We start from the raw sequence: 25,252 nt of genomic DNA, 5'->3' as shown, positions 1-25,252 counted from the left end.
CCCGTGACCAACCAACCGGCTTACCAATCCCCGTCCGTCGACGTCGCCACCTCGCTGCCGAAGCGCGGCGCGGATTCGTCGGTGTTGGTGGTGCCCGTCGTCTCGACCGGCGACGAGGACCGGCCGGGCGCCGTCGTCACCGCGGCCGAGCCGTTCCTGCCCGCCGCGGCGGTCGCCGAGATCGAGGCCGGCCTGCGGGCGCTGCAGGCCACCGGCGGCAGCGAAAAGGTGCACCGGCTCGTGGTGCCGTCGCTGCCAGTGGCCAGCGTGCTGGCGATCGGCCTGGGCAAGTCGCGATCCGAGTGGCCGGCCGACACGGTCCGTCGCGCGGCCGGCGTGGCGGCGCGGTCGCTGGGCGGGGCCGAGGCGGTGATCACGACGCTGGCCGGGCTGCCCGGCGAGGACGTCCGCTCCGCCGTCGTGGAAGGGCTGATCCTGGGCAGCTACCGGTTCTCGGCGTTCCGCACCGACAAGACCGCCCCGAAAGACAAAGGGCTGCTTCGGATCACCGTGCTGGCCGCCGCAAAGGAGGCCAAGGACGCCAAGCGGGAATGCGCGCACGCCGCGGCGGTCGCGACCGCGGTCGCCACCGCACGCGACCTGGTCAACACCCCGCCGAGCCACCTCTTCCCCGACGAATTCGCCAAGCGCGCAAGGGCTTTGGGTGAGTCCGCGGGCCTGGAGGTCGAGGTGCTCGACGACAAGGCGCTGCGCAACGGGGGCTACGGCGGGGTGATCGGCGTCGGCCAGGGCTCGTCGCGCCCGCCTCGGCTGGTGCGGCTGATCCACCGGGGCTCGAAGCTGGCGAAGAAGCCGAAGCAGGCCAAGAAGGTGGCGCTGGTCGGCAAGGGCGTCACCTTCGACACCGGCGGCATCTCGATCAAGCCGGCCGCGTCGATGCACTACATGACCTCGGACATGGGCGGGGCGGCCGCGGTCATCGCGACCATCGCGCTGGCCGCGCAGCTGAAGCTGCCGATCGACGTGAACGCCACGGTGCCGATGGCCGAGAACATGCCGTCGGGCACCGCCCAGCGCCCCGGCGACGTGCTGACGCAGTACGGCGGGACCACCGTCGAGGTCCTCAACACCGACGCCGAGGGCCGGCTCATCCTGGCCGACGCCATCGCCCGGGCGTGCGAGGACAAGCCGGACTATCTGATCGAGACCTCCACGCTCACCGGGGCGCAGACCGTGGCGCTGGGCGCCCGCATACCCGGGGTGATGGGCAGCGACGGGTTCCGCGACCGGGTCGCCGCGATCTCGCAGCGGGTCGGCGAGAACGGCTGGCCGATGCCGCTGCCCGACGAGCTCAAAGAGGACTTGAAGTCCACCGTGGCCGACCTCGCCAACATCAGCAATCAGCGCTTCGCCGGCATGCTGGTGGCCGGGGTCTTCCTCCGCGAGTTCGTCGCCGACGGGGTGGATTGGGCGCACATCGACGTGGCCGGCCCGGCCTACAACACCGGCAGCCCGTGGGGGTACACGCCCAAGGGCGCCACCGGCGTTCCGACCCGGACGATGTTTGCGGTGCTCGAGGACATCTGTGAAAAGGGCTGACGGCGGGTCGACTTCTAGATCCGCGAGCGCGCTCATATGTACGCCGGCGCGCCGTCCGAGCCGGCATTTTGAGGACGCTCGGCAAGGGGATGTCCGCTGGGTAGCTGTTTAGCCGTGCGACGCAGCGGATAACTCTCCAAAGGGTCGGCATTCGACAGGAGGCGGAGTTGTGACTGCGCGACGATTGATCTTGGCGGTGGGCGCCGTGCTGTTGTTGGCCGGCGTCATCGGGCTGCTGGTGCCGGTGTCGGTATCGGACGGCAGTGGCAATTCCGTTTCCTGCGGCAACGCGATCGCCCCGGACTCTTCCGCGGCGCGCAACGCCAACGAAAAGACCGGGGCCAACATCCCCATACTCAACCAGGTCCTCCCGCATACCGACTTTGTGGCTCAATGCAACTCGTCGGTGCACGGACGGCAAATGTGGGCCATCCCGCTGGCCGTGATCGGGGTTCTCGGGATCGGCGGCGCGCTGCTGGCACGGCGCGGCACCGGAACGGCGACCGGGCCGGCGGGCTAGCGGTTAGATCACCTTCATCCGGGCGGTGCTGCGCAGCGCCTGCGGCAGCAGCCGCGAAACCCCGTAGAGCGCATAGGCTTCCGGCGCCACCGGGCGAATCGGCTTGTTCTTCTTGACCGACGACAGGATCGCCTTGGCGACCTTGTCCGGCCCGTAGTGGCGCAACGCGAACATCTTTCCGAGCTGGCCCCGCCGGCCGTCGACGTGTTCCTCCTGCTTTCCGGCGGGCGCGTCGAAGCGGGTGGTGTTGATGATGTTGGTGTCGATCACCCCGGGGCAGATCGTGGTCAGCCCGACGCCGGCGGCGTCCAGCTCGGCCCGCAGGCAGTCGGAGAACATGTAGGTCGCGGCCTTGGACGTGCAGTAGGCGTTCAGCGACTGCAGCGGCGCGTAGGCGGCCATCGACGACACGTTGACGATGTGCCCGCCGGTGCCGCGCTCGACCAGGCGCCGCCCGAACGACCGGCAGCCGTTCACCACGCCCCCGAGGTTGACGTCCAGGACCCGGTCGAACTGCTCGGCCGGGGTGTCCAGGAAGTTCCCCGCCTGCCCGATGCCGGCGTTGTTGACCACGATGTCGGGAACGCCGTGCTCGGCGCTGACCCGGGCGGCGAACGCCTCGACCGCGTCGGCGTCGGACACGTCGAGCACATAGGGGTGGGCGACACCGCCCCACGAGGCGATCTGCTCGGCGGTGTCCTTGACGGCGGCCTCGTCGATGTCGCTGACCACCACCTCGGCGCCCTCCCGCGCGAAGGCGAAGGCGGTCTCGCGGCCGATGCCGCTGCCGGCGCCGGTGACCGACACCAGCATGTCGCCGAAGCACTCGCGCGGACGCCCGATCTGAGCGCGCAGCAGCGCGCGGCTTGGCTGCTTGCCCTCGATCAGGTCGGCGAAGTCGCGCACCGCGTCGGCCATCACCCGCGGGTGCGACATCGGCGAAAAGTGGCCGGCCTTGATGTCGCGCCGCCACAGCCGCGGCACCCAGCGCGCGGTCTCGTCGTACCCGTAGGGCCGCACGTAGCGGTCCTTGGTGTTGACGATCAGCTGCACCGGCACGTCGACGACGTGGACCTGCTGCTTCCGCGAGAACGAGCGAAAGTAGTTGGCGGGGTAGGTTTTAACCGATTGGGCGGCGTCGCGGGCCAGGTTGTCGGAGTGGTGGATCAGCTCGTCGGGAATGTTGTCGACGGCGTTGCGCCGCAGCGCCGGGACCGACAGCGCCAGCCGAAGGAACAACGGCGCCAGCACCGGTATCGAGAAGAACGCCATGTAGCTGAACCGCAACGCCTGGCTGACGGCGCGGGCGAACGTCCGCGGCCGCCAGGGCCGCCGCAGGCCGGTGAAGATGTAGTTGACCAGTTGCTCCTGGCTCGGACCCGACACCGAGGTGAACGAGGCGACCCGGTCGCCGGCGCCGGGCCGCTTCAGGTACTCCCACACCCCGACCGAGCCCCAGTCGTGGGCCAGCACGTGCACCGGCCCGCCGGGGCTCAGCTCGCCGGTCACCGCGGCGAAGTCATCGGCGAACCGCTCCATGGTGTACGCCGACACCGGCTTGGGCGCCGAGGAGAACCCGACGCCGCGGTTGTCGTAGCGGATGATGCGGAACCGCTCGGCCAGCAGCGGGACGACGCCGTCCCACAGCACGTGCGAGTCGGGAAAGCCGTGCACCAGCACGACGGGCGGGCCGTCGGGGTTGCCCTCCTCGTAGACGGCGATGCGGACGCCGTCCCCGCTGTCGACGAACCGCTCGGGTACCTGTTGAATCGCCGGCATCGGACCTCCGCCCACCCGCATTTGCTCTGCACTGTCGCTCAGACTGGATCGCCACACCGTAGCAAGCGGTCCGCCCTGGATGCGTGCCCGTGCGGGCGCACTGGCAGGATAGTTCTGAGATCGACTCGGCTTGGCCGCCAGGTACACCGCGGTGTGGTAAGCCAGATGTCGACCTGCGCCGACAACCGATCGAGGAGTCAACACAGATGGTCTTCTCCGTGCAGATGCCGGCACTCGGTGAGAGCGTCACCGAGGGGACGGTCACGCGCTGGCTCAAGCAGGAAGGCGACACGGTCGAACTCGACGAGCCGCTCGTCGAGGTCTCGACGGACAAGGTCGATACCGAAATACCGTCGCCGGCCGCCGGCGTGCTGACCAAGATCATCGCCCAGGAGGACGACACCGTCGAGGTCGGCGGCGAGCTGGCCGTCATCGGCGACGCCGCGGAGGCGCCATCGGGGGGCCAACCGGCCCCGACGGCCCAGCCGGAGCCGCAGGCCCAGCCGGAGCCGGAGCCGCAGGCCCAACCGGAGCCCGAGGCCCGGCCGGAACCCAAGCCCGAGCCGGCGGCGGCCCAGCCGGCGGCGTCGGCGTCCGGATCCGGTGATGCGACGCCGGTGTTGATGCCCGAGCTGGGCGAGTCGGTCACCGAGGGCACCGTGACCCGCTGGCTGAAGAAGGTCGGCGATTCGGTCCAGGTGGACGAACCGCTGGTGGAGGTGTCCACCGACAAGGTGGACACCGAGATCCCGTCGCCGGTGGCCGGCGTGTTGGTCAGCATCACCGCCGACGAGGACGCCACGGTCCCGGTCGGCGGCGAGTTGGCCCGGGTCGGCGTCGGGGCCGACGCCCACGCGCCGTCGGCTCCCGCTCCCGCCCCGGCGCCCCAGGCCGAACCCAAGCCCGAGCCGAAACCCGAACCGAAACCCGAACCCAAGCCCGAGCCCGCCGCCAAACCGGCCCCGGCACCGCAGCCCCAACCCGCCCCCGAACCCGCCGCCGAGCCGGCCGCGCAGACCGGAACCGACGGCGCCCCCTACGTGACCCCGCTGGTGCGAAAACTGGCCGCCGAGAACAACATCGACCTCGCCGAGGTGAAGGGCACCGGCGTGGGCGGGCGCATCCGCAAGCAGGACGTGCTAGCCGCGGCCCAGAAGAAAGAAGAGGCGAAGAAGGCCCCAGCCCCGAGCGCCCCGGCCGCCGCCGCGCCCGCCGCACCGAGCGCCCCCGCGCCCACAGCGGCCCCCGCGCTGGCGCACCTGCGCGGCACCACGCAGAAGGCCAGCCGGATCCGCCAGCTGACCGCGGCCAAGACCCGCGAATCGTTGCAGGCCACGGCGCAACTCACGCAAACCCACGAGGTCGACATGACCAAGATCGTCGGGCTGCGGGCCAGGGCCAAAACCGCGTTCGCCGAGCGCGAGGGCGTGAACCTGACCTTCCTGCCGTTCATCGCCAAGGCCGTGATCGACGCGCTGAAGATCCATCCCAACATCAACGCCAGCTACAACGAGGACACCAAGGAGATCACCTACTACGACGCCGAGCACCTCGGCTTCGCCGTCGACACCGAGCAGGGCCTGCTCTCCCCCGTGATCCACAACGCCGGCGACCTGTCGCTGGCCGGGCTGGCCCGGGCGATCGCCGACATCGCCGCCCGCGCCCGCTCGGGGGACCTCAAACCCGACGAGCTGTCCGGTGGCACCTTCACCATCACCAACATCGGCAGCCAGGGCGCGCTGTTCGACACCCCGATCCTGGTCCCGCCGCAGGCCGCCATGCTGGGCACCGGCGCCATCGTCAAGCGGCCACGGGTGATCGTCGACGAGTTCGGCAACGAGTCCATCGGGGTGCGTTCGGTGTGCTATCTCCCGCTAACGTATGACCACCGGCTGATCGACGGGGCCGACGCGGGACGCTTCCTCACCACGATCAAACACCGGCTCGAAGAGGGCGCGTTCGAGGCCGATCTCGGGTTGTGAGAACGTGCCTCGGGCTGGTCACAACGCCGTCATCGCGATAGCGGGTTCGTCCGGCCTGATCGGCTCCGCCCTGACCGCGGCGCTGCGCGCCGCCGATCACACGGTGCTGCGCATCGTGCGCCGCACACCGTCGAATTCCGATGAGCTGCACTGGAATCCGGAAAGCGGTGAGTTCGACGTCGACGCGCTGACCGACGTCGACGCCGTCGTCAACCTGTGCGGCGTCAACATCGGTCAGCGCCGGTGGTCGGGCGCTTTCAAGCAGAGCCTGCGCGACAGCCGGATCGCGCCCACCGAGGTGCTGGCCAACGCGGTCGTCGACGCCGGCGTCGAAACCCTGATCAATGCCAGCGCGGTGGGTTTCTACGGCGATACCAGGGACCGGGTTGTCGACGAAAACGACCGTGCCGGAAGGGGTTTCCTGGCCCAGCTGTGCGAAGACTGGGAAGCGGCCACGCTGCCCGCCCAATACGGCGGCGTCCGGGTTGTGTTGGCGCGCACCGGCCTGGTGCTGGCCCGCGCGGGCGGTGCGCTGCGCCGGCTGCGGCCGTTGTTTCGGGCCGGCCTCGGCGCCCGGCTGGGTAGCGGCCGCCAATACATGTCGTGGATCAGCCTCGAGGACGAGGTGCGCGCGCTGCTGTTCGCGCTGTCCAACCCGTCGCTTTCCGGCCCGGTGAACATGACCGGGCCGGCACCGGTCACCAACGCCGAATTCACCGCCGCATTCGGCCGCGCGCTCAACCGCCCAACGCCGTTGCTGCTGCCCGGATTCGCCGTGCGGGCCGCGCTCGGCGAATTCGCCGACGAAGGCCTGCTGATCGGTCAGCGCGCCATCCCGTCGGCGCTGGAGCGGGCCGGTTTCCAGTTCCACCACAACACCATCGGCGAAGCGCTCGACTACGCCACCGCCCGGCGTGAGCGGGACTGACCCGACCACCGGGCGGCCGCGTCGCAAAGCCGACCGGGCCCGAGTACCGTCACGAGCGTGATGGATTCCATCCGGTCTTATGGGCGATCCCAGCCGACCGCGATCGACGTCCGCCAGCTGGGGACGGTCGACTACCGCACCGCCTGGCAGCTGCAGCGCGACCTGGCCGACGCCAGGGTCGCCGGCGGTCCCGACACGCTGCTGCTACTGGAGCACCCCGCGGTGTACACCGCCGGGCGGCGCACCGAGCCGCACGAACGACCCGGCCAAGACTTCCAAGACACCCCCGTGATCGACACCGACCGCGGCGGCAAGATCACCTGGCACGGCCCCGGGCAGCTGGTCGGCTACCCGATCATCGGGCTGGCCGAACCGCTCGACGTGGTCAATTACGTTCGGCGCCTTGAGGAATCGCTGATCATGGTGTGCGGCAACCTGGGTCTGGACACGGTCCGGGTCGAGGGCCGGTCCGGGGTGTGGGTGCCCGCCCGCGCCGGCCGGCCGGCGCGCAAGGTCGCCGCGATCGGGGTCCGGGTGGCGCGCTCGACCACGCTGCACGGGTTCGCGCTCAATTGCGACTGCGACCTGGATGCGTTCAACGCCATCGTGCCGTGCGGCATCAGCGATGCCGGGGTGACGTCGTTGTCCGCCGAACTCGGGCGCACGATCACCGTCGACGATGTCCGCGCCCCGGTCGCCGAGGCCGTCTGCCACGCGCTGGACGGGCGCCTCGCCCTTACCTGGCAACCCACCCCCGCCCGCGTAGCATCGACACAGTGAGTATCGCGCCCGAAGGCCGCAAGCTGCTGCGCCTCGAAGTGCGCAACGCGCAGACCCCGATCGAGCGCAAGCCGCCGTGGATCAAGACCCGGGCCCGGATGGGACCGGAGTACACCGAGCTGAAGAGCCTGGTCCGGCGCGAGGGCCTGCACACGGTCTGCGAGGAGGCCGGCTGCCCCAACATCTTCGAATGCTGGGAGGACCGCGAGGCCACCTTCCTGATCGGCGGCGATCAGTGCACCCGCCGGTGCGACTTCTGCCAGATCGACACCGGAAAGCCCGCCCCGCTGGACCGCGACGAGCCGCGGCGGGTCGCCGAGAGCGTGCACACCATGGGGCTGCGCTATGCCACCGTCACCGGCGTCGCGCGCGACGATCTGCCCGACGGCGGCACCTGGCTGTACGCCGAGACCGTGCGCGCCATCAAACAGCTCAACCCGTCGACCGGCGTCGAGCTGTTGATCCCCGACTTCAACGGCGAGCCCTCCCGGCTGGCCGAGGTGTTCGAGCCGCGCCCAGAAGTGTTGGCGCACAACGTCGAGACCGTGCCCCGCATCTTCAAACGGATTCGCCCCGCGTTCACCTACCGGCGCAGCCTGGACGTGCTCACCGCGGCGCGCGACGCCGGCCTGGTCACCAAGAGCAACCTGATCCTCGGGCTGGGCGAAACCCCCGACGAGGTGCGCACCGCGCTGGCCGACCTGCGCGCGGCCGGCTGCGACATCGTCACCATCACCCAATATCTGCGCCCGTCGGCGCGCCATCACCCGGTCGAACGCTGGGTGCCGCCCGAGGAGTTCGTCGAGTTCGCGCGGCATGCCGAAGGGCTGGGATTCGCCGGGGTGCTGGCCGGGCCGCTGGTGCGCTCGTCGTACCGGGCGGGGCGGCTCTACGAGCAGGCGGTACGCAGCCGCGCCGCGGCACCATAGTGCCGCCTACGTATCCTTGGTGATTATGGCTAAACCCCGCACCGCCGCCGAGAACAAGGCCGCCAGGACGCAGGCGGCCGCCGAGCGCAAGGCCGCCGCGCGGGAGCGCCGCGCCCAGTTGTGGCAGGCGTTCAACATTCAGCGCCAGGAGGACAAGCGCCTGCTGCCGTACATGATCGGCGCGTTCGTGCTGATCGTCGGCGCCTCGGTGGCGGCGGGCGTGCTGGTCGGCGGGTTCACCATGATCTCGTTGATCCTGCTCGGCGTGGTGCTGGGCGGCCTGGTGACGTTCATCATCTTCAGCCGCCGGGCCCAGCGCTCGATCTACCGGAAGGCCGAGGGCCAGGCCGGCGCCGCGGCGTGGGTGCTGGACAACCTGCGCGGCAAGTGGCGGGTCACCCCGGGCGTGGCGGCGACGGGCCACTTCGACGCCGTGCACCGGGTGCTTGGCCGGCCCGGCGTCATCCTGGTCGGCGAGGGCGCGCCGGCGCGGGTCAAACCGCTGGTGGCCCAGGAGAAGAAGCGCACCGCGCGGCTGGTCGGCGACGTGCCGATCTACGACATCATCGTCGGCACCGGCGAGGGCGAGGTTCCGCTGGGCAAGCTGGAGCGCCACCTCACCCGCCTTCCGGCCAACATCACCGTCAAGCAGATGGACACCCTGGAGTCGCGGCTGAGCGCGCTGGGGTCGCGGGCCGGCGCCGCCGTCATGCCGAAGGGGCCGGTGCCCAACGCCGCCAAGATGCGCGGCGTGCAGCGCACCGTGCGCCGCAAGTAGCCGTCAGTACCCGTCGCCGGATTCAGCGCCGCACCACCGCCGTGCCGGTCAGCCGATCTTGCAACCCGCGCCCGTCCCAGTCGGTGAACAACGGCGGGATCACCAGCCCGACCAGCAGCCCGCGCACCGCAAGCCGGCCCAGGCCCAGCCGCCCGTCGAGCGCCACCACGCCCAGGCCCAGCACCAATTGGCCCGGGGTGAAGCCGAACAGGCGGACGGCCACCACGCCGAGCACCAACCAGATGACCAGCACCGCGGTCGCCAACATCTCCTTGGAGATGGCGCCGAATCCCAGCGCCAGCGCGGCCAGGCCGTAGGAGATCAGCCAGTCGATGAGCAGCGCCACCATCCGCCGTCCCATCGGCGCCAGCGATCCCGGCCCGCTTTCGGGCAACCCGAGCGTCTCGCCCGGATAGGCGGGGCGCGATCCCGGCGACCCCGTCGTCATCGGGCGGTCCGTTTGCTGTGCGGGTGCGGCCCGGCACAAACCGGGGGCGGCCCGCTGCGCTTCCGCGCGGGACCAGTTACGATCTTGCGATCCATGGGCCCCACAATAGAACCCGACCGGTGCTCCGCTCTCTGTCGTGGGACGCGTGGTCACGTAACCTCCGCGCAACACGCGGTTGACAGGCGGGCAACATCGTCTCCATAGCGTCAGGCCGCGGATTACCAAGGTAAAGGAGCATTCAGTGACGGACAAGACGCCCGACGACGTCTTCAAACTCGCCAAGGACGAGAAGGTCGAGTACATCGACGTGCGGTTCTGTGACCTGCCCGGTCTCATGCAGCACTTCACGATTCCGGTGTCGGCGTTCGACGAGAAACTGTTCGAGGAGGGCGTGGCCTTTGACGGCTCGTCGATTCGCGGGTTCCAGTCGATCCACGAGTCCGACATGCTACTGATCCCCGATCCGGGTACCGCCATCGTCGACCCGTTCCGCGAGGCCAAGACGCTGAACCTGAACTTCTTCGTGCACGACCCGTTCACCCTCGAGCCGTACTCGCGCGACCCCCGCAACATCGCCCGCAAGGCCGAGAACTACCTGATCAGCACCGGCGTCGCCGACACCGCGTACTTCGGCGCCGAGGCCGAGTTCTACATCTTCGACTCGGTGAGCTTCGACTCGCGGGCCAACGGCTCGTTCTACGAGGTGGACGCGATCTCCGGGTGGTGGAACACCGGCGCCGACGCCGAGGCCGACGGCGGCCCCAACCGCGGCTACAAGGTCCGCCACAAGGGCGGGTACTTCCCGGTCGCGCCCAACGACCACTACGTCGACCTGCGCGACAAGATGCTGACCAACCTGATCAACGCCGGCTTCATCCTGGAGAAGGGCCACCACGAGGTGGGCTCCGGCGGCCAGGCCGAGATCAACTACCAGTTCAACACCCTGCTGCACGCCGCCGACGACATGCAGCTGTACAAGTACATCGTCAAGAACACCGCGTGGCAGAACGGCAAGACCGTCACGTTCATGCCCAAGCCGCTGTTCGGCGACAACGGCTCCGGCATGCACACCCACCAGTCGCTGTGGAAGGACGGCAGCCCGCTGATGTACGACGAGACCGGGTACGCCGGCCTGTCGGACACGGCCCGCCACTACATCGGCGGCCTGCTGCACCACGCGCCGTCGCTGCTGGCGTTCACCAACCCGACGGTGAACTCCTACAAGCGGCTGGTTCCCGGCTACGAGGCCCCGATCAACCTGGTCTACAGCCAGCGCAACCGCTCGGCCTGCGTGCGCATCCCGATCACCGGCAGCAACCCGAAGGCCAAGCGGCTGGAGTTCCGCTGCCCGGACTCGTCGGGCAACCCGTACCTGGCGTTCTCGGCGATGCTGATGGCAGGCCTGGACGGCATCAAGAACAAGATCGAGCCGCAGGCGCCGGTCGACAAGGACCTCTACGAGCTGCCGCCGGAAGAGGCCGCCAACATCCCGCAGGCGCCGACCCAGCTGGACGCGGTGATCGACCGTCTCGAGGCCGACCACGAATACCTCACCGAGGGAGGCGTTTTCACGCCCGACCTGATCGAGACGTGGATCAGCTTCAAGCGGGAGAACGAGATCGACCCGGTCAACATCCGGCCGCACCCATACGAGTTCGCGCTCTACTACGACGTGTGAGCCTTCCGCCGAAGGCGCTCGCTTGACAGCGTCGATATGTACTGCCATTGTGAGTACATGAGTGTGCGTGATGACCGGTTACAGGTGCGCATTGACGCCGCGGCGAAGCGGCGCCTGGAGGATGCGGCCGCTGAGATGCATCTGAGTGTGTCGGCGTTTGTGTTGCAGGCCGCCCAGACGCGTGCCGAACAGGTTCTTGCCGAGCGGGAGACGATCCGGTTGGCCCCCCAGGCCGCGGCCGCGTTCGCTGCGGCGCTGTCGCGCCCGGCGCACGTCAATCACACACTGACGACTGCCCTGGGACGGCCGCAGAAGTTTCGCTGGCTGGACTGATCGCCGCCGCTGGTGCAGTTCTATCGGCCGTGTCTGCTGGACACCGACAAGCACCGGCGCGACGCGTTCGACTGCGGCGACTCATCGCTGAACGAATGGTTGCGGCGCTACGCCGGGCAGAACCGCCGGGGTAACACCGCCGCGACATGGGTGGTCGTCGACGACCGCGGCGCCGTGATGGCATACGTGTGCCTCTCGATGACCAGTGTTGATTACTCATCCGCGCCCGACGAGCTGGCCAAGGGAGCACCCCGGCGCGTCCCCGCGTTGTTGATCGGCCGGTTGGCCGTCGATCGCCGGGTGGCCGGCCACGGCCTAGGCACGGCCTTGGTGGCGCACGTGTTGGAAAAGGCGGTCGAGATCAACCACATCGCCGCGTGCCGGGCCGTCGTCGTCAATGGGTTGAACCCGAAGGCGTTCAAGTGGTGGGTGCGGTTCGGATTCACCCCTTTCGATCCAGATGATGCCGATAATCTCGACCTCTATCTGCTGACCGCTGATATCGAACGCACTCTCGCAGACCTACCCGAAACGCAATGAAGCAGATGATTGTCGTGCCGACGGACAATTCTGCAACGTGCGCGTTGGTGAATTCTCAAGGGATTCGTGCCGAGACTTAAACCGGTGCGGCTGAGCAGGAATCAATCTTTTCCGAACGTTTAACGCGGACGCGCCACATATGCCACAGTGTCGATTAGACGAGCCATTAATTGGCGGCCCGTCCACACACAATTGAGGAGCCAACAATGAAACACACGGCACGGTTGCTCTGCTCGGTCGCGGCCGCTGTGGCGGGCATCGTTGTCACCGCCGCCCCGATTGCCAATGCCGATCCAATGGATGACGCCTTCCTGCAGGCCCTGAATTCGCAGGGGATCAGCTTTCCCAACCTCTCGGACCAAGGCGTCATCAGACTCGGGCATTTGGTTTGTGAGGACTGGGCCAGCGGACTCACGGCCGACCAAACCGTTGCCGATGTGCAACAGGGAACCAAGTTAAGTGCCCACGATTCCGGCTTCCTTGTGGGCGCGGCGACGCAGGCGTACTGCCCGAAGTACCTGCCTAAAGCCTCGCCGAATTAACTGCGGACGGCGCGCGATTAACCGTCCAGCGCCAAGTCCTTGCGGAAGCGCTGCATTCCGTCGATCTTGTCGGCAAGCGTGGCGTCCGGCCCGGCGTAGAACATCCACGGCATGGTGATGATGCCGGTGATGCCGGCATCGGCGACGCGCCGGTAGTCCGCGGTGGTGAAGGCGTCGGTCAGCGGCGTCAGGACGGTGAAATCGTCCATCGACAAGCCGTTTTCGAGCCGCAGTTCGCGCAGCCGGCCCACCGCCTCGATGGCGCGATCGGTCTTGATCAGGTCGCCGATCCAGCCGTCGTTGCGGGCGGCGCGGCGCAACGCGGCCTCGCTGAGCCCGCCGACATAGACCGGTATCGGCGGCGGCGTCGGCTGCATCTCCAGCCGCGGCGTCGGGTAGAACTCGCCCTCAAACTGCGTCCAGCCCGGCTGCCACAGCGCGCGCATCAGATCGATGATCTCGTCGGTGCGTTTGCCGCGCGCGGCGAACTGCTCACCCATCAGCGCGAACTCCTCGCGGCACCAGCCGACGCCGATGCCGAGCTCCACCCGGCCCGACGCCAAAACCGCCGCGGTGCCAATGGCTTTCGCTGCCGAGTACGGATTGCGCATCGCGGGGATGTACACCGTGGTGACGAATCGCAGCCGGTTGGTGACCTGGGCCAGCGCGCCGACGAGAACCCAGGGATCGGGCCAGTCGGTGAAGGGCTGCCAGCGCCGCTGCCCGTCCCTGGTGTACGGGTACGGCGTCTCCAGGGTCTCCAGGTTGACGACGTGGTCGGGGATCCCGATGCCGTCGTAGCCGAGTTCGTCCGCGGCCCTGGCGATCTCGACGATCTCCCGGGTGTTCAGGAAGGCGCTGCTGATGTAGAACTTCATCCGGATTCCCGCGCCCATGCCGGCTCGATGAAGATGCCCTCCGCCTCCACCGTCACCCCGTCGGCATCCGAAATGGTGCCGCGCGCAAAGACTTTGACCCCCTCGCTGCCTTCGATCCACGCGTCGCAGCGCAGCGGGCCCAGCGGGGTGCCGCGCAGGTAGCGCACGGTGATGGTTCCGGTGAAACGCGCCTTGGACAATCCCTCGCTGGCCGCCTCGCCGAGCATGTGGTCGAGCACCAGCGCGCTGACCCCGCCGTGCACCCGGCCGGGCGGACCCTCGTAGGCGGACCCGAGTTCGAACTCGCTACTGCAGCGCCCGTGGCCCTCGTGGCGGACGACGATCGGCGGAGCGATCGGGTTGCACACGCCGACCGCGGCGTTGCCCAGCGGCAGGGGTCTGTCGCCGACCCGATAGCTCACGCCGACCGGGCGGGTCCGGTGTCGCAGCGACCGGGTGACCGCCTCGATCACCGTTCGCGCGTCGGCGACGACGTCGTCGTCGGCCTCGGTGCGGATGGTGGCGTCGACGAGCTCGCGCACCGCGTCGGCCAGGGGCGCGTACAGCGCCGTCACTCGATCCGCCTCCGCCGTGCTGAGCACCTCGAACATGGCGTCGAAGTTGCCATTGAACGCGCCGGTGTCCGAACTCAACTGCCGAACACCTTGCGTACGACCGCCTTTGCGCGCCTGGTCACCCGCAGATAGTTGTCCAGGAACTCGCTGCCGTCGTCCGTCCCCCAGCCCGCCGCGACCGCGACCGCGTTGAGCTGACGCCCGGGTCCCGGCAGCTGGTCGGTGGGCTTGCCGCGGACCAGCACCAGCGCGTTGCGGGCCCGGGTGGCGGTCAGCCAGGCGTGCCGCAGCAGCTCCGCGTCCTCCTCCGAAATCAGGTCGGCCGCGGCGGCCGCGCCCAGCGATTCCAGCGTCGAGGTGTTGTGCAGGGCCGGCACCTCGTGCGCGTGCTGCAGCTGCAGCAGCTGCACGGTCCATTCGATGTCGGCCAGTCCCCCGCGCCCCAGCTTGGTGTGCGTGTTGGGGTCGGCGCCGCGCGGCAACCGCTCGGAGTCCACCCGGGCCTTGATGCGGCGGATCTCGCGCACCGCCTCGGCCGACACACCGTCGGACGGATAGCGCGTCTGGTCGGCCATCAGCAGGAATCGTCGGCCCAGGTCCGCGTCGCCGGCGACCGCGTGCGCGCGCAGCAGGGCCTGGATCTCCCACGGCTGCGCCCACTGCTCGTAGTAGGCGGCATACGACCCCAGGGTGCGGACCAGCGGGCCGTTGCGGCCCTCGGGCCGCAGGTTGGCGTCGACGTCCAGCGGCGGGTCGACGCTGGGCGTCCCCAGCAGCGCCCGAACCTGCTCGGCGATCGACGTGGCCCATTTCACCGCGTCGGAGTCCTCGACGCCGGCGGCCGGCTCGCAGACGAACATCACGTCGGCGTCCGAGCCGTAACCCAGCTCGGCGCCGCCCAGCCGCCCCATGCCGATGACGGCGATGGCCGCCGGCGCTTCTCCCCGACCGTCGTCGGGCATGTTGGCCCGGATCAGCGCGTCCAAGGCGGCCTGCAGCACGGCCACCCATACCGAGGTGAGCGCCTTGCACACGTCGGTGACATCGAGCAGGCCGAGCAGGTCGGCGGAGCCGATGCGGGCCAGCTCCCGACGGCGCAGCGAGCGCGCGGCGGCGATCGCCCGCACCGGGTCGGGGTGGCGGGCGGCGGAGGCGACCAAGGCTCGGGCCACCGCGTCGGCGTCGGTCTCGAGCAGCTTCGGGCCGAGCGGCCCGTCGCTGTAATCCTCGATCACCCGGGGCGCGCGCATCAGCAGGTCCGGCACGTACGCGGAGGTCCCCAGCACATGCATGAGCCGGCGGGCCACCGCGGGCTGGTCCCGCAGCGTGGACAGGTACCAGGTTTCGGCGGCCAGCGCCTCGGACAGCCGCCGGTAGGCCAGCAGCCCGCCGTCGGGATCGGGGGCATACGACATCCAGTTCAGCAGCCGCGGCAGCAGCACCGACTGCACCCGGCCGCGCCGGCCGCTCTGGTTGACCAACGCGGACATGTGCTTGAGCGCGGTCTGCGGCCCCTCGTAGCCCAGCGCGGCCAGCTGCCGCTCGGCGGCCTCCGGTGTCATGCCGTGGGCGATCTCCAGGCCGGCCGGGCCGATCGACTCGAGCAGCGGTTGGTAGAAGAGCTTGGCGTGCAGCTGCGACACCCGCAGGTTCTGGTGCTTGAGCTCCTCGCGCAGCACGCCCGCCGCGTCGTGGCGGCCGTCGGGGCGGATGTGCGCCGCGCGCGCCAGCCAGCGCACCGCCTCCTCGTCGTCGGCCTCGGGCAGCAGATGGGTGCGCTTGAGCCGTTGCAGCTGCAGCCGGTGCTCGAGCAGCCGGAGAAACTCATACGAGGCCGTCAGGTTCGCGGAGTCCTCGCGCCCGACGTAGGCGCCCTCGCCCAACGCGGCCAGCGCGTCCACCGTGGAGGCCACCCGCAACGACTCGTCGTTGCGGCCGTGCACCAGCTGCAGCAGCTGCACGGCGAACTCGACGTCGCGCAGCCCGCCGCTGCCGAGCTTGAGCTCGCGGCCCCGCACATCGGACGGCACCAGCTCCTCCACCCGGCGCCGCATTGCCTGGACCTCGACGACGAAATCCTCGCGCTCGCAGGCGGCCCAGACCATGGGCATCAGCGCGGTCAGGTAGGCCTCGCCCAGTTCGGCGTCGCCCGCGGCCGCCCGGGCCTTCAGCAGCGCCTGGAACTCCCAGGTCTTCGCCCAGCGCTGGTAGTACGCGACGTGCGACTCGAGGGTGCGGACCAGTTCACCGCTGCGACCCTCGGGCCGCAGACCGGCGTCCACCGTGAAAAACGCATCACCGGCGACCCGCATCATCTCGCCGGCCACCCGGGTGCTGATCGTGTCGGCGCGCTCGGCGACGAAGATGACGTCGACGTCGCTGACGTAGTTCAGTTCGCGGGCACCGCATTTGCCCATCGCGATGACCGCCAGCCGCGGTGGCGTGCGGTCACCGCACACGGTCGCCTCGGCCACCCGCAGCGCGGCCGCCAGCGCGGCGTCCGCAAGGTCGGCCAGCTGGGCGCCGACCACGGGGAACGGCAGCACCGGCTCGTCTTCGACGGTCGCGGCCACGTCGAGCGCGGCCAGCAGCAGCAGCTGGTCGCGGTAGCAGGTGCGCAGTCGCGAAACCACCGAACCGGGCCCCGAACCCGGCTCGGCCAGCGCCTCTTCGACGCACTCGGTGAACGCCTGCTGCAGCTCGTCGCGATTGGGCAGTTTGGCCTTGCCCCGCAGCAGCTTCCAGGACTGCGGATGGGCGGCCAGGTGATCCCCGAGGGCCAGCGACGAGCCCAGGACGGCGAACAGGCGCCCGCGCAGGGGACGCTCTTTGAGCAACCCGGCGTTGAGCTCGTCCCAATCGGCCTCGGCGTTCTCCGACAGCCGAATCAGCGCCCGCAGCACGGCGTCGGGGTCCGGCGCGCGCGACAACGCCCACAACCGGTCGATGTAGGCCTGGTCGTCGCGGTCATACCAGCCCAGCCGCTCCAGCCGCTCACCCGCCGAGGGATCGACCAACCCGAGCCGGCCGACGCTGGGCAGCCGGGGGCGCTGCGTCGCGGGTTTGGTCACGATCAAGACGGTAGCGCAACGCGCCGACCCTTCGGACCGGCCCGCGGGCTGTATGCGTCAGAGCGACAGGTAGGTGCTCAGCTCGTAGGGCGTGACGTGGCTGCGGTAGTTCGCCCACTCCGTGCGCTTGTTGCGCAGGAAGAAGTCAAACACGTGCTCCCCCAACGCTTCCGCGACCAGCTCAGAGGCCTCCATGCAGCGAAGCGCGCTGTCCAGGCTGGTCGGCAGCTCGCGGTAGCCCATGGCGCGGCGTTCTTCCGCGGTGAGGTCCCAGACGTTGTCCTCGGCCTGCGGCCCCAGCACGTAGCCCTTCTCCACCCCGCGCAGCCCGGCGGCCAGCAGCACGGCGAAGGTCAGGTACGGGTTGCAGGCCGAGTCGGGGCTGCGCACCTCGACCCGTCGCGACGACGTCTTGTGCGGCGTGTACATCGGCACCCGCACCAGGGCCGAGCGGTTGGCCGCGCCCCACGACGCGGCGGTGGGCGCCTCGCCGCCCTGCACCAGCCGCTTGTAGGAGTTGACCCATTGGTTGGTGACCGCGCTGATCTCGGAGGCGTGCTCCAGGATTCCGGCGATGAACGACTTGCCCACATCCGACAGCTGCAGCGGATCGTCGGCGCTGTGGAAGGCGTTGACGTCGCCCTCGAACAGGCTCATGTGGGTGTGCATGGCCGAGCCGGGGTGTTCCGCGAACGGCTTGGGCATGAACGACGCGCGCGCGCCGTTCTCGATCGCGACCTCCTTGATGACGTAGCGGAAGGTCATGACGTTGTCGGCCATCGACAGCGCGTCGGCGAAGCGCAGGTCGATCTCCTGCTGGCCGGGCGCCCCCTCGTGGTGGCTGAACTCCACCGAGATGCCCATGAACTCGAGGGCGTCGATGGCTTCCCGGCGGAAGTTCGACGCGGAATCGTGCACCGCCTGGTCGAAGTAGCCGGCGTTGTCGACGGGAATGGGCCGCGACCCGTCGTTGGGACCGGGCTCCAGCAGGAAGAATTCGATCTCGGGATGCACGTAGCAGGAAAAGCCCAGGTCGTTGGCCTTCTGCAGCTGCCGCCGCAGCACGTGCCGCGGGTCCGCCCACGACGGCGACCCGTCCGGCATGGTGATGTCGCAGAACATCCGCGCCGAGTGGTGATGGCCGGACGATGTGGCCCAGGGCAGCACCTGGAAGCTCGACGGATCCGGGTTGGCGACGGTGTCGGATTCCGAAACGCGCGAGAAGCCCTCGATTGACGATCCATCGAAGCCGATGCCCTCCTCGAAGGCGCCCTCGAGCTCGGCCGGGGCGATGGCGACCGACTTGAGGAAGCCGAGCACATCGGTGAACCAGAGCCGCACGAAGCGGATGTCCCGTTCCTCGAGGGTGCGGAGGACGAATTCCTTCTGGCGATCCATACCCCGAACCCTAGGCAACGGCTGTTAATTCTGTGTTACCGATGGCCGCTCAGAACCGTTGCGGACCGCTCAGGACTGGCAGCGCAGGGCGGCGGGCGGCGGCGTCCCCGCGACGAAATAGCGCGTCACCGCCGTGTCGACGCACTGGTCACCGTTGAACACCGCGGTGTGCTGGGTTCCGTCGTAGGTGATCAACGGGGCGCCCAGCTGGCGGGCCAGATTCACCCCGGCCTGATACGGCGTGGCGGGGTCGTGGGTGGTCGATACGACGACGGCCTTGCCCGCGGCGACCGGCGCCGCGCTGTGCGGCGTCGACGTGGGGGGCACCGGCCACAGGGCGCACAGGTCGCGCGGGGCGTTCCCGGTGAACTGCCCGTAGCTCAGGAACGGCGCGGCCTGACGGATCTGTTGGTCGGCGGCCACCCAGCTAGCCGCGTCGGTGGGCGTCGGCGCGTCGACGCACCGGACCGCGTTGAACACGTCCTGGTCGTTGTCGTAGTGGCCGTTTTTATCACGACCTTCGTAATCGTCGGCGAGCGCCAGCAGGTCGCCGGGATCGGTGCCGCGCTGCAGCCCGAGCAGGCCACTGGTCAGGTACTTCCAGTGCTGCGGGGTGTAGAGCGCGTTGATGGTGCCGGTGGTCGCGTCGGCGTAGCTCAGGCCGCGCGGGTCCGACGTGCGGGCCGGCTTGGCGACCAGCGGGTCCACCAGCGCGTGGTACCGGTTGACGAATTGGGTCGGGTCGGTGCCCAGCGGGCAGGCTTTCGACCGGGCACAGTCGGCGGCGTAGTCGTTGAAAGCGGTTTGGAATCCCGCCATTTGGTTGATGTTCTCCTGGACCGGGCCGACGGTCGGATCGATCGCGCCGTCGAGCACCATCGTGCGCACGTGGTCACCGAACTTCTCGAGGTACGCGGTGCCGATCTCGGTGCCGTAGCTGTAGCCGAGGTAGTTGATCTGGTTGTCCCCCAACGCCTGACGGACCAGGTCCATGTCGCGGGCCACCGACGCGGTGCCGATGTTGGCCAGGAACCCGGTGCCCATCCGGTTGACGCACTGCTGGGCCAGCTGCCGGTAGAGCTGCTCGATGTGCGCCACGCCGGCCGGGCTGTAGTCGACCATCGGCTCGGTGCGGAAGGCGTCGAACTCGGCGCCGGTGCGACACCGCAGCGCCGGGGTCGAGTGACCCACCCCGCGCGGGTCGAACCCCACCAGATCGAAGTGGCGGGTGATGTCGGTGCCCTGCAGGTCGGACGCCATCGCGGCGACCATGTCGACGGCGGACGCCCCCGGTCCGCCCGGATTGATCAGCAGCGACCCGATCCGCTGGCCGGTCGCGGGCACCCGGATCACGGCCAGCTTCGCTTGCGGCCCACCGGGATTGTTGTAGTCGACCGGGACGGCCACCGTGGTGCACTTGGCGGCGGGGATGTCGCTGGTGTCGATGTCGAACGGGCCGCAGCCGCCCCAGCTCTGCGGCGGCGCGGCAACCGGCGGCGGGGCCGGGCTCGGGGTCTGGCCCGCGCCCGGTTCCGGGGTCGCGCCGGCCACCGGCGATTGGCCCGCGACCAACAGTCCCAACGACAACAGCGCCGAGCTCAACGGTCTGCGGCGCGACATGGCTGTCATCGTTGCATCCACGAATACCCGTGGAGGCGCGAAACGGTCACGCCTTGATCTCAGGCGCCAACATCATTGCGCCGAGAGTGAAGTGGTTGCGAAATCCCGGCCGGGTTTTCGCAACAGTTTCACGCTCGACGACGCCCCAGGCGTCAACACTTTGCGCCGCTGGGCGGCGTGGTGCCTCCGATCAGATACGCCGTCACGTAGTCGTCGACGCAGCTGTCCCCCTGGAAGACGACGGTGTGCTGGGTGCCGTCGTAGGTCAGCAGCGAGCCGCGCAGCTGACTGGCCAGATCGACCCCGGCCTTGTACGGCGTCGCCGGATCGTGGGTCGTCGACACCACAACGGTTGGCGCCAGGCCCGGCGCGGAGACGGCATGCGGCTTGGTGGTGGGCGGCACCGGCCAGAACGCGCAGGTTCCCAGCGGTGCGTCGCCGGTGAACTTGCCGTAGCTCATGAACGGGGCGATCTCCCGGGAGCGCCGGTCCTCGTCGATCACCTTGGCCCGGTCCGTAATCGGCGGCTGGTCAACGCAATTGATCGCCACCCGCGCGTCGGTGGCATTGGTGTAGTGGCCGTGCTGGTCGCGGCGCATGTACATGTCGGCCAGGGCGAGCAGGGTGTCCCCGTGGTGGTCGACCAGCTCGCTCAGGCCGTCGGTCAGGTGGTGCCACAGGGTCGGCGAGTACAGCGCCATGATGGTGCCCACGATGGCGTCGCTGTAGCTGAGCCCACGCGGGTCGTTGGTGGGCACCGGCCGGCCGATCAGCGGGTTGTTCGGGTCGACCATCGGGTCGACCAGGCTGTGGTAGACGTCGACGGCCTTGGCCGGGTCGGTGCCCAGCGGGCAGTTGGGCTGCTTGGCGCACTCCGCGGCGTAGGAGTTGAACGCGTCCTGGAATCCCTTGGCCTGACGCAGGTCCGCCTCGACCTGGTCGGCGTTGGGGTCGACGGCGCCGTCGAGGATCATCGCCCGCACGTTCTGCGGGAAGGCCTCCGCGTAGGCCGAGCCGATCCGGGTGCCGTACGAGTATCCGAGGTAGGTCAGCTTGTCGTCGCCCACCGCCTTGCGAATGGCGTCGAGATCCTTTGCGACGTTGACGGTGCCGACATTCGCCAGAAAGTTCTTGCCCATCTTGTCGACGCAGCGGCCGACGAACTGCTTGGTCTCGTCCTCGATGTGCGCGACGCCCGCCGGGCTGTAGTCGACGTTCGGTTCCGTCCGCAGCCGGTCGTTGTCGGCGTCCGAGTTGCACCACAGCGCCGGCCGCGACGACGCCACCCCGCGCGGGTCGAACCCGATCAGGTCGAACCGCTCGCGCACCCGCTTCGGCAGCGTCTGGACGAGGCCCAGCGCGGCCTCGATACCCGACTCGCCGGGGCCGCCGGGGTTGATCACCAACGAGGCGAGCTTGTCCCCCGTCGCGGGGAAGCGAATCAGCGCCAGGGTCGCGACGTCGCCGTCGGGACCGTTGGGAGCGTTGTAGTCGACCGGCACGGCCAGCTTGCCGCACAGCGCGCCGGCGGGGATCTTCGCCTTCGGGTTGGAGGAGCGGCACGGCGTCCACTCGATCGGCTGGCCCAGCTTCGGTCCGGCCATGACCGGACGCCCACCCACAACGCGGACGCAGCCGGCGAGCACGAGCGCCACGGCAGCAATCGCCGTCCAGATCAGCAGCGAGCGCGCGATCCCGTCGCGGCGAAACAACCCCATGCCAACATATGCTGCCAGAGCAGAGCCGGGTGCCCGCTCGGCGGCCGACGGCGGCCGGCTGCCCGGCGGCAGCAAACGGATTGCCGGCCAGGGCGCCAATGGTATGTGTCACACCGCCGGTGCAATTGCGCGGCCGGGATGGCAGAATCACCAGGGTCAGACGAACCCGGGGACCCGCCAGGGCCACGAGGATCGACCAGACCACTACCAGGGACAATGATGTCTGATCAGAATATCTACGGCGCCGATTCGTCCGCTCACGCCAAACCGCGCACCAAGATCCGCACCCACCACCTGCAGAAAATGAAGGCCGAAGGCCACAAGTGGGCCATGCTCACGGCCTACGACTATTCGACCGCCCGCATCTTCGACGAGGCCGGCATCCCCGTGCTGCTGGTCGGCGACTCGGCCGCCAACGTCGTCTACGGCTACGACACCACCGTGCCCGTCTCGATCGACGAGCTCATCCCGCTGGTGCGCGGCGTGGTCCGCGGCGCGCCGCACGCCCTGGTCGTCGCCGACCTGCCGTTCGGCAGCTACGAAGCCGGACCCGCCGCCGCCCTGGCCGCCGCCACCCGGTTCATGAAGGAGGGCGGCGCGCACGCCGTCAAGCTCGAGGGCGGCGAGCGGGTGGCCGAGCAGATCGCCTGCCTGACCGCGGCCGGCATCCCGGTGATGGCGCACATCGGCTTCACGCCGCAAAGCGTCAACGGCCTCGGCGGGTTCCGGGTGCAGGGCCGCGGCGACGCCGCCGAACAGACCATCGCGGACGCCATCGCCGTCGCCGAGGCCGGGGCGTTCTCCGTCGTGATGGAGATGGTGCCGGCGGAGCTGGCCACCCAGATCACCGGCAAGCTGACCATTCCGACGGTCGGGATCGGCGCCGGCCCCAACTGCGACGCGCAGGTGCTGGTCTGGCAGGACATGGCCGGCATGAGCGGCGGCAAGACCGCCCGCTTCGTCAAGCGGTTCGCCGACGTGGGCGCTGAATTACGCCGCGCCGCAACGCAATACGCGGAAGAAGTGGCCGGCGGGGTATTCCCGGCCGACGAACACTGCTTCTGAGCGCTCGCGCGTCACACGACGACACTGGGCATGCCAGGTTCGTCGGGTCGCGAACGCCATCGCAGCACCGATTTACCGAAAACTGTTGTGTGACAACTGGTACGATCCTTCTATATACAATCGCTACTCCGTGGGCGGGGGTTCAACACATCGTCAGCAGCACTGGTGGTGGCTTCGTAGGCCGCCGGGCGGTGTTGAAGTTGCCGCTGCTTCTGGCAGGAGGCACCGCCCTCGCGCGAGCGCCTCGCGCCGGTGCGCGACCGCCCCTCGACCCGCCGGAGTCGAGCCGCTGGTCAACCGACCGCGCCGACCACTGGTATCGAGCGCAAGGCTGGCTCGTCGGCGCTAACTACGTCACGTCGAACGCCGTCAACCAGCTGGAGATGTTCCAGCGTGACACCTTCAACCCACTGCGCATCTATCTCGAGTTGGGCTGGGCCCGGTCCGCCGGATTCAACACCGTGCGGGTGTTTCTGCACGACCAGCTCTGGGCCGAGGATCAGCGTGGGTTCCAAGCCCGATTGGCCCAGTTCGTCGCCATCGCGGCCGACCACGGCATCAAACCGCTCTTCGTCTTGCTCGACTCCTGCTGGGACCCGTTCCCGAAAGCTGGCCCGCAGCGCGCCCCGACGCCCGGCGTCCATAACTCGGGCTGGGTGCAAAGTCCGGGCGCCGAGCGCCTCGGCGACCGCGCCTACCTCGGTACGCTGCGTGACTATGTGACGGGCGTGCTGACCCAATTCCGCAATGACGACCGGGTTTTGGGGTGGGACCTGTGGAACGAGCCCGACAATCCCTCCCGCCACTATGCGTCCGTCGAGAGGCCGGACAAGGCGCAGCTGGTCGCGGACCTGCTTCCGCAGGTGTTCGCGTGGGCACGTTCGGTCGATCCCGTTCAACCGCTGACGAGCGCCGTGTGGCAGGGCGAATGGCCGGACGCAGGAAGCACCAGCGCCATCAGCCGCATTCAGCTCGACAACTCCGACGTGCTAACGTTCCACTCCTACGGCGAACCGGCGGACTTCGAGAAGCGCATCGACGATCTCGCCTCAGGCGACCGACCGATCCTCTGCACCGAGTACCTGGCCCGGCCCCTGGGCAGCACCGTTGCGCAGATCCTGCCAATTGCCAAGCGCTACAAGGTTGGTGCAATCAATTGGGGACTCGTCGCGGGGAAGACTCAGACCTACCTCCCCTGGGACTCGTGGGACCACCCGTACCCGGCGATTCCGGATGTCTGGTTTCACGATCTGCTTCAACCCGACGGACGGCCGTTTCAGGACGAAGAAATCCAAACCATTCGTCAACTGAACGGCCTGGCGATGCACCTCAACCCGTAGGGCTGCTTGAGCGCGGGAGCGCATTACGGCTCCCATGGATGTTATCCCGGGATTGATAGCCGCTTACGTGCACCCGCTGACATGGATTCGCCGGCCGGCTCCCACGCAGACGCTGACCGGCGGCGGGGGTGGCGGCGGCGGAAAGTCCTGCGGCAGCGGCGCATAGTCGGCCGGCGGCGGGACATAGGTGTTGACCGTGTCGGCGACATTGGTGCATCCGCTGACCGAGACCCGCCTGCCGACGCTGGCACAGACGTCGGCGTGGGCCACCCCGGACGGCTGCACGACGGCATAGATCTCGGGAATCGACGTCAGAGCCAACACCGTTATCCCCGCGGCGGTGCAGGACCGCGCCCACAGCTTCATCGCAATCCCCTTTCGCTCAGGGTGTGGCGCCCTGAATTAGTGGAGTCCACTGGCAACGCTGCCGGATGTCGGTCAGGGGCTGCCGGATGTTCTCGAGGTCGGCTTGCTCTTGCGGGTTGGCGGCGAAGTAGTTCTGCACATCGTCGCGGATCTGATCTTTGGGCCGGTCCTGCAGACCGGTGTAGAAGCCGTTCACGTCGGGGTGCGTGAACAGGTAGGTCGAGAGTGCGGTCGCCACACCGGCCGCGACACCGGCGACGTCCGCGGCCGTGCAGTTGGGCGGCCGGGGCGGGGTGTCGGCGGCGGCGGTCCCCGGGGCGGCGCACAGCAGCGCGCCGGCAACGGCGCCGGCGCCGATCGCGCCGATCACCACCCGGCGTGAAATGACGTCTGAGAGGAACATCGTCGGCTCCTTCTTTCACTG

At 69.2% G+C, this 25,252-nt stretch carries 23 protein-coding genes; 13 read left to right on the top strand and 10 right to left on the bottom strand.

Annotation, left to right across the window (positions count from 1 at the left end; genetic code table 11):
* Positions 1 to 3: 3 nt before the first annotated feature.
* The gene (locus AC5Y6X_RS14130; protein ID WP_324678815.1) at positions 4 to 1,560 is read left to right on the top strand and encodes a leucyl aminopeptidase; all 1,557 of its coding nucleotides are present in this window, start codon (positions 4 to 6) and stop codon (positions 1,558 to 1,560) included.
* 169 nt (positions 1,561 to 1,729) lie between these two features.
* A complete protein-coding gene (locus tag AC5Y6X_RS14125) occupies positions 1,730 to 2,080 on the top strand; it encodes an aminopeptidase (RefSeq protein ID WP_324678817.1) in 351 nt (116 codons plus the stop codon).
* A gap of 3 nt (positions 2,081 to 2,083) precedes the next feature.
* Here AC5Y6X_RS14125 and AC5Y6X_RS14120 read toward each other — a convergent pair whose 3' ends face one another.
* Complete coding sequence (locus tag AC5Y6X_RS14120; protein ID WP_324678819.1) at positions 2,084 to 3,859, bottom strand: SDR family oxidoreductase; 1,776 nt, start codon at positions 3,857 to 3,859, stop codon at positions 2,084 to 2,086.
* A 206-nt stretch (positions 3,860 to 4,065) separates the two neighbouring features.
* On the opposite strand from AC5Y6X_RS14120, the gene sucB reads away from it, so the two are divergent.
* Genes sucB through AC5Y6X_RS14095 form a run of 5 tightly spaced genes read left to right on the top strand, consistent with a single transcriptional unit; the run spans position 4,066 to position 9,256 of the window.
* Positions 4,066 to 5,841: a 2-oxoglutarate dehydrogenase, E2 component, dihydrolipoamide succinyltransferase gene (gene sucB, locus AC5Y6X_RS14115; protein WP_324678820.1), complete on the top strand. Its 1,776-nt coding sequence runs from the start codon at positions 4,066 to 4,068 to the stop codon at positions 5,839 to 5,841.
* A 4-nt stretch (positions 5,842 to 5,845) separates the two neighbouring features.
* Positions 5,846 to 6,769 (top strand): TIGR01777 family oxidoreductase, encoded by a 924-nt coding sequence (locus AC5Y6X_RS14110; protein ID WP_324678821.1) that lies wholly within the window; start codon positions 5,846 to 5,848, stop codon positions 6,767 to 6,769.
* A 60-nt stretch (positions 6,770 to 6,829) separates the two neighbouring features.
* Positions 6,830 to 7,549 (top strand): lipoyl(octanoyl) transferase LipB, encoded by a 720-nt coding sequence (gene lipB, locus AC5Y6X_RS14105; RefSeq protein WP_324679216.1) that lies wholly within the window; start codon positions 6,830 to 6,832, stop codon positions 7,547 to 7,549.
* Positions 7,546 to 8,478, top strand: a complete 933-nt coding sequence (lipA, locus tag AC5Y6X_RS14100) for a lipoyl synthase (protein WP_324678823.1) — start codon at positions 7,546 to 7,548, stop codon at positions 8,476 to 8,478. Before lipB ends, lipA begins: the two co-directional genes overlap by 4 nt.
* A gap of 25 nt (positions 8,479 to 8,503) precedes the next feature.
* A complete protein-coding gene (locus AC5Y6X_RS14095; RefSeq protein ID WP_324678825.1) occupies positions 8,504 to 9,256 on the top strand; it encodes a DUF4191 domain-containing protein in 753 nt (250 codons plus the stop codon).
* A gap of 22 nt (positions 9,257 to 9,278) precedes the next feature.
* Here AC5Y6X_RS14095 and AC5Y6X_RS14090 read toward each other — a convergent pair whose 3' ends face one another.
* Positions 9,279 to 9,704: an RDD family protein gene (locus AC5Y6X_RS14090; RefSeq protein ID WP_324678827.1), complete on the bottom strand. Its 426-nt coding sequence runs from the start codon at positions 9,702 to 9,704 to the stop codon at positions 9,279 to 9,281.
* Positions 9,705 to 9,945: 241 nt separating this feature from the next.
* On the opposite strand from AC5Y6X_RS14090, the gene glnA (AC5Y6X_RS14085) reads away from it, so the two are divergent.
* The 4 genes from glnA (AC5Y6X_RS14085) (at position 9,946) to AC5Y6X_RS14070 (ending at position 12,797) form a co-directional block, all read left to right on the top strand.
* The gene (glnA, locus tag AC5Y6X_RS14085; protein ID WP_324678829.1) at positions 9,946 to 11,382 is read left to right on the top strand and encodes a type I glutamate--ammonia ligase; all 1,437 of its coding nucleotides are present in this window, start codon (positions 9,946 to 9,948) and stop codon (positions 11,380 to 11,382) included.
* Positions 11,383 to 11,439: 57 nt separating this feature from the next.
* On the top strand, positions 11,440 to 11,715 hold the full coding sequence (locus AC5Y6X_RS14080) for a type II toxin-antitoxin system TacA family antitoxin (protein ID WP_324678831.1): 276 nt from the start codon (positions 11,440 to 11,442) through the stop codon (positions 11,713 to 11,715).
* 99 nt (positions 11,716 to 11,814) lie between these two features.
* Complete coding sequence (locus AC5Y6X_RS14075; protein WP_499986994.1) at positions 11,815 to 12,255, top strand: GNAT family N-acetyltransferase; 441 nt, start codon at positions 11,815 to 11,817, stop codon at positions 12,253 to 12,255.
* 206 nt (positions 12,256 to 12,461) lie between these two features.
* Positions 12,462 to 12,797: a DUF732 domain-containing protein gene (locus tag AC5Y6X_RS14070; protein WP_324678835.1), complete on the top strand. Its 336-nt coding sequence runs from the start codon at positions 12,462 to 12,464 to the stop codon at positions 12,795 to 12,797.
* A 17-nt stretch (positions 12,798 to 12,814) separates the two neighbouring features.
* On the opposite strand, the gene AC5Y6X_RS14065 is transcribed toward AC5Y6X_RS14070, so the two are convergent.
* The 6 genes from AC5Y6X_RS14065 to AC5Y6X_RS14040 all read right to left on the bottom strand — a co-directional run bounded on the left by AC5Y6X_RS14065 (position 12,815) and on the right by AC5Y6X_RS14040 (position 22,057).
* The gene (locus AC5Y6X_RS14065; RefSeq protein ID WP_324679218.1) at positions 12,815 to 13,675 is read right to left on the bottom strand and encodes a TIGR03619 family F420-dependent LLM class oxidoreductase; all 861 of its coding nucleotides are present in this window, start codon (positions 13,673 to 13,675) and stop codon (positions 12,815 to 12,817) included.
* On the bottom strand, positions 13,672 to 14,286 hold the full coding sequence (locus AC5Y6X_RS14060) for a PaaI family thioesterase (protein ID WP_324679220.1): 615 nt from the start codon (positions 14,284 to 14,286) through the stop codon (positions 13,672 to 13,674). The genes AC5Y6X_RS14065 and AC5Y6X_RS14060 overlap by 4 nt, the downstream gene beginning before the upstream one ends.
* A 38-nt stretch (positions 14,287 to 14,324) precedes the next feature.
* Positions 14,325 to 17,327 (bottom strand): bifunctional [glutamine synthetase] adenylyltransferase/[glutamine synthetase]-adenylyl-L-tyrosine phosphorylase, encoded by a 3,003-nt coding sequence (locus tag AC5Y6X_RS14055; RefSeq protein WP_499986993.1) that lies wholly within the window; start codon positions 17,325 to 17,327, stop codon positions 14,325 to 14,327.
* Positions 17,328 to 17,378: 51 nt separating this feature from the next.
* Positions 17,379 to 18,719 (bottom strand): type I glutamate--ammonia ligase, encoded by a 1,341-nt coding sequence (gene glnA / locus AC5Y6X_RS14050; protein WP_324678839.1) that lies wholly within the window; start codon positions 18,717 to 18,719, stop codon positions 17,379 to 17,381.
* Positions 18,720 to 18,788: 69 nt separating this feature from the next.
* Entirely contained in the window at positions 18,789 to 20,348 is a 1,560-nt protein-coding gene (locus AC5Y6X_RS14045) for an alpha/beta hydrolase (RefSeq protein WP_499986992.1), read from the bottom strand.
* Between the two features lie 143 nt (positions 20,349 to 20,491).
* Complete coding sequence (locus AC5Y6X_RS14040; RefSeq protein WP_499986991.1) at positions 20,492 to 22,057, bottom strand: alpha/beta hydrolase; 1,566 nt, start codon at positions 22,055 to 22,057, stop codon at positions 20,492 to 20,494.
* A gap of 219 nt (positions 22,058 to 22,276) precedes the next feature.
* On the opposite strand from AC5Y6X_RS14040, the gene panB reads away from it, so the two are divergent.
* Complete coding sequence (gene panB, locus AC5Y6X_RS14035) at positions 22,277 to 23,122, top strand: 3-methyl-2-oxobutanoate hydroxymethyltransferase (RefSeq protein WP_499986990.1); 846 nt, start codon at positions 22,277 to 22,279, stop codon at positions 23,120 to 23,122.
* 149 nt (positions 23,123 to 23,271) lie between these two features.
* On the top strand, positions 23,272 to 24,462 hold the full coding sequence (locus AC5Y6X_RS14030) for a cellulase family glycosylhydrolase (protein WP_499987062.1): 1,191 nt from the start codon (positions 23,272 to 23,274) through the stop codon (positions 24,460 to 24,462).
* Between the two features lie 63 nt (positions 24,463 to 24,525).
* Here the strand turns inward: AC5Y6X_RS14030 and AC5Y6X_RS14025 are convergent, their stop codons facing one another.
* Together AC5Y6X_RS14025 and AC5Y6X_RS14020 are read right to left on the bottom strand one after the other, a co-directional pair.
* Positions 24,526 to 24,828: a hypothetical protein gene (locus tag AC5Y6X_RS14025; RefSeq protein WP_499986989.1), complete on the bottom strand. Its 303-nt coding sequence runs from the start codon at positions 24,826 to 24,828 to the stop codon at positions 24,526 to 24,528.
* A 16-nt stretch (positions 24,829 to 24,844) separates the two neighbouring features.
* Positions 24,845 to 25,231 carry a hemophore-related protein gene (locus AC5Y6X_RS14020; protein ID WP_499986988.1) on the bottom strand — a complete coding sequence of 129 codons (387 nt, stop codon included), beginning with the start codon at positions 25,229 to 25,231 and terminating at the stop codon, positions 24,845 to 24,847.
* Positions 25,232 to 25,252 lie beyond the last annotated feature (21 nt).

This window comes from Mycobacterium sp. NGS26 (genome assembly GCF_059813025.1).
The sequence above is the reverse complement of the archived record's forward strand: the minus strand, read 5'-3'. Positions and strand labels throughout refer to the sequence as shown.

Bases quoted from the DNA above. Each gene is read 5' to 3' on its own strand.
- lipB (WP_324679216.1), top strand. From the start codon at position 6,830: ATGGATTCCATCCGGTCTTATGGGCGATCCCAGCCGACCGCGATCGAC.
- glnA (WP_324678839.1), bottom strand. From the start codon at position 18,719: ATGGATCGCCAGAAGGAATTCGTCCTCCGCACCCTCGAGGAACGGGAC.
- AC5Y6X_RS14025 (WP_499986989.1), bottom strand. From the start codon at position 24,828: ATGAAGCTGTGGGCGCGGTCCTGCACCGCCGCGGGGATAACGGTGTTG.
- AC5Y6X_RS14060 (WP_324679220.1), bottom strand. From the start codon at position 14,286: ATGTTCGAGGTGCTCAGCACGGCGGAGGCGGATCGAGTGACGGCGCTG.
- AC5Y6X_RS14080 (WP_324678831.1), top strand. From the start codon at position 11,440: ATGAGTGTGCGTGATGACCGGTTACAGGTGCGCATTGACGCCGCGGCG.
- AC5Y6X_RS14020 (WP_499986988.1), bottom strand. From the start codon at position 25,231: ATGTTCCTCTCAGACGTCATTTCACGCCGGGTGGTGATCGGCGCGATC.
- sucB (WP_324678820.1), top strand. From the start codon at position 4,066: ATGGTCTTCTCCGTGCAGATGCCGGCACTCGGTGAGAGCGTCACCGAG.
- AC5Y6X_RS14120 (WP_324678819.1), bottom strand. From the start codon at position 3,859: ATGCCGGCGATTCAACAGGTACCCGAGCGGTTCGTCGACAGCGGGGAC.
- panB (WP_499986990.1), top strand. From the start codon at position 22,277: ATGTCTGATCAGAATATCTACGGCGCCGATTCGTCCGCTCACGCCAAA.
- AC5Y6X_RS14070 (WP_324678835.1), top strand. From the start codon at position 12,462: ATGAAACACACGGCACGGTTGCTCTGCTCGGTCGCGGCCGCTGTGGCG.
- AC5Y6X_RS14045 (WP_499986992.1), bottom strand. From the start codon at position 20,348: ATGACAGCCATGTCGCGCCGCAGACCGTTGAGCTCGGCGCTGTTGTCG.
- AC5Y6X_RS14095 (WP_324678825.1), top strand. From the start codon at position 8,504: ATGGCTAAACCCCGCACCGCCGCCGAGAACAAGGCCGCCAGGACGCAG.
- AC5Y6X_RS14040 (WP_499986991.1), bottom strand. From the start codon at position 22,057: ATGGGGTTGTTTCGCCGCGACGGGATCGCGCGCTCGCTGCTGATCTGG.
- AC5Y6X_RS14065 (WP_324679218.1), bottom strand. From the start codon at position 13,675: ATGAAGTTCTACATCAGCAGCGCCTTCCTGAACACCCGGGAGATCGTC.
- AC5Y6X_RS14090 (WP_324678827.1), bottom strand. From the start codon at position 9,704: ATGACGACGGGGTCGCCGGGATCGCGCCCCGCCTATCCGGGCGAGACG.